General features: G+C 67.7%; 5 protein-coding genes. 1 reads left to right on the plus strand and 4 read right to left on the minus strand.

Annotation, left to right across the window (positions count from 1 at the left end):
• Positions 1 to 181: 181 nt before the first annotated feature.
• The 4 genes from pfeE to ACTJJX_RS31730 form a co-directional block, all read right to left on the minus strand.
• Entirely contained in the window at positions 182 to 1096 is a 915-nt protein-coding gene (pfeE, locus tag ACTJJX_RS31715) for a ferric enterobactin esterase PfeE (RefSeq protein WP_003090549.1), read from the minus strand.
• 19 nt (positions 1097 to 1115) lie between these two features.
• Positions 1116 to 3356, minus strand: a complete 2241-nt coding sequence (gene pfeA, locus ACTJJX_RS31720; protein ID WP_003162119.1) for a siderophore enterobactin receptor PfeA — start codon at positions 3354 to 3356, stop codon at positions 1116 to 1118.
• Positions 3357 to 3454: 98 nt separating this feature from the next.
• Positions 3455 to 4795, minus strand: coding sequence for a two-component system sensor histidine kinase PfeS (gene pfeS, locus ACTJJX_RS31725; protein ID WP_003162120.1), 1341 nt, complete (start codon positions 4793 to 4795; stop codon positions 3455 to 3457).
• Positions 4795 to 5511: a response regulator transcription factor gene (locus ACTJJX_RS31730; protein WP_003101494.1), complete on the minus strand. Its 717-nt coding sequence runs from the start codon at positions 5509 to 5511 to the stop codon at positions 4795 to 4797. Before ACTJJX_RS31730 ends, pfeS begins: the two co-directional genes overlap by 1 nt.
• Before the next feature lie 265 nt (positions 5512 to 5776).
• On the opposite strand from ACTJJX_RS31730, the gene vgrG reads away from it, so the two are divergent.
• The coding region (gene vgrG / locus ACTJJX_RS31735; RefSeq protein WP_049296428.1) for a type VI secretion system tip protein VgrG at positions 5777 to 6942 on the plus strand (1166 nt) is incomplete at its 3' end.

Raw genomic sequence — 6942 nt, forward strand, 5'->3', positions numbered from 1 at the left:
GCTCCTCTTCCCAACGCCGCAGAGGGTTGCAGTGGAGGCGTTTCCGGGGTCGGTGTCCGGAGGACGCAGCCCTTTCGGTAGGACGAAGAGCCGCCAGGCGGTTGTCCTTCAATCCGACCTTCTCTCGCGGGCGGAAGAAAGGGACGGCGTAAGCGTAAAGGGCTCCTGGGAGCGTGCGCCTTCAGCGCTGGCGTTCCACCGCCGGACGGGCGAGCAGAAGGCGCAACGAGGCCCCCAGCGTTTCGCCATGACCCAGGCCGTCGAGCGGCTGGAAGTCCAGCGTGAGCCCGGCAACCCGGCGCAGGTCATCTACCAGCCGCGCCATCGCCTGGCCCGGCTCGGCTTTCAGCGAGCCGCGCGGGCTGGCCGGTTCGGCGCTGCCGCGCCAGAGCAGGAGTTCCGCGCGCTTTCCGCGCAGGCGCTGTTCGAGCCCCGCTCGTTCGCCGAGGATCGCCCCGTCGCGCCACCACAGCGACGGGCTGGCCGCGGCGTAGCGGGCGAACTCGCCGGGACGGGTGAACAGTGCGTGGAGCACCAGCAAGCCGCCGTAGGAGTGTCCCCAGAGGGTTTGTCGCGCGGTGTCCAGGGGCGCCTGCGCCGCCACGGCCGGGCGCATGCCGTCGCGCAGCAGGTCGAGGAAGGCGTCGGCGCCACCGCTGGGCAGGCCGTTGAGCGGGTCGCGCTGATCGGCCTGGCCGGGACTCGCGGGGGTGTAGTCGAAGGTACGCCCGGCGCGGTCGATGCGCAGCGGCGTGCGGTAGCCGATGGCGACCAGCAGCGGTGCGTCGCCGTCGGCCAGGCGTCTCAGGGTTGACTCGTCGAGGGCGCCGACGGCGGCGTTGCCGTCGAGCATCCAGACCACCGGGTAGCCGGCGGCGGGCGGTGCCTGCAGCGGTCGGCCGAGCCACAGCCGGTAATGCCGCTGGCCATCGACGGAGTCCAGGTCCACGGCGCTGAAGCGATAGGGCAGGTCCTGGCGTTGCAGCAGGCTGCGGTCCATGGTCGCCTCGGGGTCCGGTTGCGCCAGCGGCGCGCCGCCGGGCAGGGCCGCCGCCAGGGCGAGGCCCAGGGCGGCGACGAGCAGGGAGGTTCTCATCAGGCTTTCTCGTTATGGCTCAGAACGACGCGGTCAGGCTGGTATAGAAGGTCCGTCCGGGCTCGTTGTAGGTCGCCGCGCCGGCCCCGTCGATGCCGACCACGCCCTGGGCATTGCCGGCGCGGAACAGGCGCTTGTCGAACAGGTTGTCGACGCCGGCGCCGAGGCTCAGGTTCTTGCTCAACCGATAGGTGCCGCCGAGGCCGGCGATGGCGTAGGGCGAGAGCTGGTCGTTGGCGCTGCCGGCGACACGGTCGCCGTGATAGTCGTATTTCTTCGGCTTCTGCTTGCCGTACCAGGTGACCGTGGCTTGCAGCGAGAGGTCGTCGGTGGCCTGCCAGTCGAGCATCGAGTTGAGGGTGTAGCGCGGCGTCACCGAGAGCACGTCGCCGGTTTCCTTGTTCTTCGATTGCAGCATGTAGGTGAAGTTGTTGCTCCACTTCAGGCCGTCGGCCAGGGGCAGGGTCAGGGTGCCTTCGAGGCCCTCGACCACCGCCTTGGGCACGTTCTCCCACTGGTAGATCGCCGCGTTGGCGTAGTCGCCCTTGCCGCCGCTGGCGTGGTCGACCGGTGACAGGCCGGATTCGATCTTGTTCTTGTAGTCGTTGCGGAAGTAGGTCAGCCCCGCTACCAGGCCGTCGTGGCTGTACTCGATGCCCAGTTCCTTGTTCACGCTGGTCTCGGCCTTGAGGCCGTCGTTGCCGCGCAGGTAGCAACTGGTGCTTTGCCCGTAGCAACCCTGGCCACGGCTGTAGAGCAGGTAGTCGGGGTTCAGCTGGTACAGGTTGGGGGCCTTGTAGGCGCGGGCGATACCGGCCTTCAGGGTGACCCGCTCGGTGAGCGCGTGGGACAGGTTCAGCGATGGGCTCCAGTTGTCGCCGACGATGTCGTGGTGGTCCCAGCGCAGGCCTGGGGTGAGCATGGTGCCGGGCATCAGCTCGATGTTGTCCTCGGCGAACAGCGAGAAGATCCGCGCCGAGGAACTGCTGCTGCGGTTCTTTCCGGCGAGACCGGGGATCGAGCCGCCTTCCTCGGTGTTCTGGGTGTTGGAGCTGGGGTCGTCGAGCTTCTGCTCGGTCCACTCGCTGCCGAGGGTCAGGGTCTGCTCGTAGCCCAGGTGCAGCGGCAGGTTGACCTCGCCGTGGGCGGTCAGGTCGCGCAGGGTGGCGGTGTAGAAGCCGGCGTTGTTGGGGTCGAAGATACCTTCGGTGCCGCCGGCCAGGCCTTCGTTGATCCGGCTGTTGCGGGTCTTCTCGTACTGCAGGTAGGCCAGCGAGCTGCCGAAGTCCCATTCGCCGCGATGGGTGACCGAGTAGGTCTCGCGGTACATGCGGTTGGTCTCGTGGCCGAGCATCTGCTTCACGTAGTTGTTGCTGTTGGTGTTCTGCGTGTCGCCGGTGTAGATGTTGCCCTGGCGGCTGAAGCCGGCCTCGAACTCGAGGGTCTGCTCGGGCGTCAGGCGCCAGCTGAGCAGCCCGTCGATGTCCTTGTTGCGCACGCCTTCGCGACCGGCGGGGAGGGTGCCGGCCTGCTTGCCGGTGCGGTTGGATTCGTGGCCGGCGTTGATGTCCCAGTCGTCCGAGTCGGTCTTGGCGATGTTGCCGTAGACGCGGTAGCTGAGGTTTTCCGTGAGCGGCCCGTTGAGACCGAAGCTCATCCGTTCGCTGGCGCCTTCGGCCTTGTGTTGCGGGAAATTGCTGTAGACGCTGAGATTACCGTGGGTTTCCGCGCCGGCCTGCTTGGTGATGATGTTCACCACGCCGCCCGCCGCGCCGTTGCCGTAGCGCGCCGCCGCCGGGCCGCGGATCACTTCGATGCGCTCGACCTGGTCGGCCGGCACCCAGTTGGTGTCGCCGCGGCTGTCGCGCTCGCCGCGCCAGCCGTAGCGCACCGAGTTGCGCGAGCTGACCGGCTTGCCGTCGACCAGGATCAGGGTGTTCTCCGGGCCCATGCCGCGGATGTCGATCTGCCGGTTGTTTCCACGCTGGCCGCTGGAGCTGTTGCCGGTCAGGTTGACCCCCGGCATGGTCCGGATGATCTGCGACAGGTCGTTGCTCGGCGGTCGCTTGGCGATGTCCTCGGCGGTGATGATGGAAACCCCCGGCGCCTGCTTGGTTTCCTCCTGGGCGGTGGCGACCACGGTCTGCTCGCCCAGCTCGATGACGGAGCCGTCGCCCTGGCCGGCGGCGTGTACGGCGTTGGCGAGCAGGCAACTGGACAGCAGCAGGAAGGGAACGGCGGGAAGGGCGCGTGAGGACATCGGTGATCTCCGGGCAATGCAGCGAAATGCAAGAGATCACAAATGATATTGATTGTTATTTGAGAGTAAAGCGCATTAACTTTCTAAACACTTCGCCCTCAGGCGGCCGCCGGCAGCCACAGGTGCAGGCACAATCCGGGCTTGCCGTTGCTGGCCCAGAGCCGGCCGCCCTGTAGCTCGATGGCGCGCCGGGCGATCGCCAGGCCGAGGCCGAAACCTTCGCCGGCGCTATCGTCCAGGCGCTGGTAGGGGAGGAAGATGCGTTCCAACTGGTCTTCCGCCACGCCAGGGCCCTGGTCCTGCAGGCGCAGGTGCCAGAAGTCGCCCTCGCGCTCGCCGTCGAGGCTGACCGTGCCGTCCTCGGGCGAGTGACGGATGGCGTTGCGCAGGAGGTTTTCCATGGCCTGGGCCAGGCTGTCCAGGTGTACCTCGACGCGACAGTCGACGCCCAAGCGGCAGGGTAGCCGCGCCGGGTCCCAGCCGCTTTCGAAACAGGCGTCATCGCGCAGCGCTTCCCACACCGACAGCGCCAGCACCGGCTCGGTGGGCAGTTGCGGGCGCTCGGTGTCCATCCAGGCGAGGTCGAGGGTGTCTTCCAGCAGTCGTTGCATGTCGCCGATTTCGCGATCCAGGCGCTGGCGCAACTGTTCCGGCGGTAGCTCGCTGTCGTGGGCGATGCGCAGGCGCGCCAGCGGCGTGCGCAGTTCGTGGGACAGGGTGCGCAGCAGCAGGCGCTGCTGGGCGAGACTCAGGCGCAGGCGCTCGGCCATGTGCTCCAGGGCCTGGGCCAGCTCGCCCAGTTCGTCGCGGCGGGCCGCCAGCGGTGCGGCGAGGGGAGTGCTTTCCAGTTCGTCGGCGCGCAGGGCGTCGGCGCGATCGCGCAAGCGGTTCAGCGGCACCACCAGGTGGCGATAGAGCAGCAGGCCGAGCAGGGCGGCCAGCAGGGTCGGGACTATGCCGTGGGTGACCAGGTGGGTCCAGGGGGTCAGCCCGCCGGGCAGCAGGCGCTCCGGTAACTGGATTACCAGCCGGCCCTGCTCGGGATGTCCGGGGAACTCGATGCTGACGTACGGCAGTTCGTCCTGCAGGCGCCGGCTCATCGGCCAGTCGAGCTTGCGCATGAAGGTCAGGTGGCTCGACTCCTCGGCGCTTAGCGGCGTGCTGCCGAGGCTTTCCAGGTGCGGTCCGACCAGCGCCACCCAGGTATCTTCCTTCGCCGACAGTTCCTTGCGGAAGCGTTCGGCGCCCGCGGCACCCTCGCTGCGCCAGGCATCCTCCGCCTGCCGCGCGTAGTCCGCCAGGTAGCTGCGGTCGGCCGGGGCGAGGAAGTAGGTGCTGCGCTCCACCGACAGGCCCCAGGTGTAGATCAGCCAGGTCAGCAGCAGGCAGAAGCCGACCTGCAGCAGCGCCAGTTTCCATAACAGCGGGTGCCTGCGCATCAGGGGTGTTCCGTCTCCACCAGTAGGTAGCCCTGGCCGCGTACCGCCTGGATCTGCAGGTGACGGACGGCGACCGCGGCGAGTTTGCGCCGCAGGTTGCAGACGTGCACGTCGAGACCGCGGTCGAGGCGCGTGTAGCTGCGGTGCAGCACGCTCCGGTAGAGGAACGGCTTGCTCAGCGCCTCGCCAGCGTGTTCGCGGAGCGTCGCCAGGAGGCGGTACTCGGATGGCGTCAGCCCCGCCGGAAGGCCCTGGTGGAGCACATCCTGGGCCTGGTCGTCGAACACCAGCCGGGTATCCCGCCGCTGCGCCGACGGCAGGCGGTCCAGTCGTACGCGGCGCAGCAGGGCGTCGGTGCGGGCATCCAGCTCGGCCAGGCTGAACGGCTTCGGCAGGTAGTCGTCGGCGCCGCGGGTGAAGCCGCTGATGCGATCCTGTTCGGCGCCCAGGGCCGACATCAGCATCACCGGCGTGGCCTGCTCGCGGCGCAGCGACTCCAGCAGGGCCAGGCCGTCGAGGCCGGGTAGCATGATGTCCAGCAACACCAGGTCGAACGCTTCGCGCCCGGCGGCTTCCAGTCCGTGCGAGCCATCGCCGCAGACGGTTACGCGGAAGCCGCGCCGGCGGAAATGCGCGTCGAGATCCTCGCGTAGGCGCGGGTCGTCTTCGACCAGCAGCAGGCGGGGAGATGGGATTGAAATATGAGAATGATTCACGTTCGTGAATATCTCATTTTTGCCGGGTATCGGGCAATGGGCCAATGCGCCGCAGCGTGCTCGGAGCGGAAATACTTTTCGACAAAGCCGTCGTTGCTTCGGCTTTGGTTCTGGCTTAGGGTCGGCGGGTCCGCAGGAGGCGGGCAGGAGTGTCGTGGCTATTGGCCAGCCTTTCGCGACGGCACTGGGTTGTACGATCATCTGGCGCGCTGCTGGCGCGTTGTTCGGGCCGCCCGCCGCAGGTGACTATCAAGGAAGATTCCCCATGCTGTTCTCCCAACACACCCGCCTGGTACACGTGGACTCCCCGCTGGGACCCGAGGTCCTGCAACTGCAACGGCTGGAGGGTCGCGAAGAGCTGGGCCGGCTGTTCAGCCACGAGCTCGAACTGGTCTCGAGCAATCCCGCCTTGCCTCTGGATGCCCTGTTGGGCAAGCCGATGAGCCTCGCGCTGGAACTCCCCGGCGGCAGCCGGCGGTATTTCCACGGCATCGTCGCGCGCTGTAGCCAGGGCGCCGGCGCCGGCCAGTTCGCCAGCTACCAGGTCACCCTGCGGCCCTGGCTGTGGCTGCTGACGCGCACCTCCGACTGCCGCATCTTCCAGAACCAGAAGGTCCCGGACATCATCAAGCAGGTGTTCCGCGACCTTGGCTTCTCCGACTTCGAGGACGCCCTGAGCCGCTCCTACCGCGAGTGGGAATACTGTGTGCAATACCGCGAGACCAGCTTCGATTTCGTCAGCCGGCTGATGGAGCAGGAAGGCATCTACTACTGGTTCCGCCACGAAAAGAAGCGCCACATCCTGGTGCTCTCCGATGCCTACGGCGCGCACCACAGCCCGGCCGGCTACACCAGCGTGCCCTATTACCCGCCGAGCCTCGGCCATCGCGAGCGCGACCACTTCTTCGACTGGCACATGGCGCGCGAGGTCCAGCCCGGCTCGCTGAGCCTCAACGACTACGACTTCCAGCGTCCCGGCACCCGCCTGGAAGTGCGCTCCAATGTCGGGCGCGCCCATGCCGCGGCCGACTACCCGCTCTACGACTACCCTGGCGAGTATGTGCAGAGCCAGGACGGCGAACACTATGCACGGACCCGCATCGAGGCGATCCAGACCCAGTACGAGCGAGTTCGCCTGCGGGGATGCGCCAGGGGTATCGGGGCGGGCCATCTGTTCCACCTGAGCAACTACCCGCGCCTGGACCAGAACCGCGAATACCTGGTGGTTGGCGCCGAGTACCGGGTAGTCCAGGAACTCTACGAGACCGGTAATGGCGGGGGCGGCGCGCAGTTCGAGAGCGAGCTGGACTGTATCGACGCCGGCCAGGCTTTCCGCCCCTTGCCGTCGACCCCGGTGCCGGTGGTGCGCGGCCCGCAGACTGCGGTGGTGGTCGGGCCCAAGGGCGAGGAGATCTGGACCGACCAGTATGG

The sequence above is a fragment of the Pseudomonas sp. 22490 genome, from assembly GCF_052044465.1.
Classification (GTDB): domain Bacteria; phylum Pseudomonadota; class Gammaproteobacteria; order Pseudomonadales; family Pseudomonadaceae; genus Pseudomonas; species Pseudomonas aeruginosa.

Bases quoted from the DNA above. Each gene is read 5' to 3' on its own strand.
- pfeE (WP_003090549.1), bottom strand. From the start codon at position 1,096: ATGAGAACCTCCCTGCTCGTCGCCGCCCTGGGCCTCGCCCTGGCGGCG.
- pfeA (WP_003162119.1), bottom strand. From the start codon at position 3,356: ATGTCCTCACGCGCCCTTCCCGCCGTTCCCTTCCTGCTGCTGTCCAGT.
- pfeS (WP_003162120.1), bottom strand. From the start codon at position 4,795: ATGCGCAGGCACCCGCTGTTATGGAAACTGGCGCTGCTGCAGGTCGGC.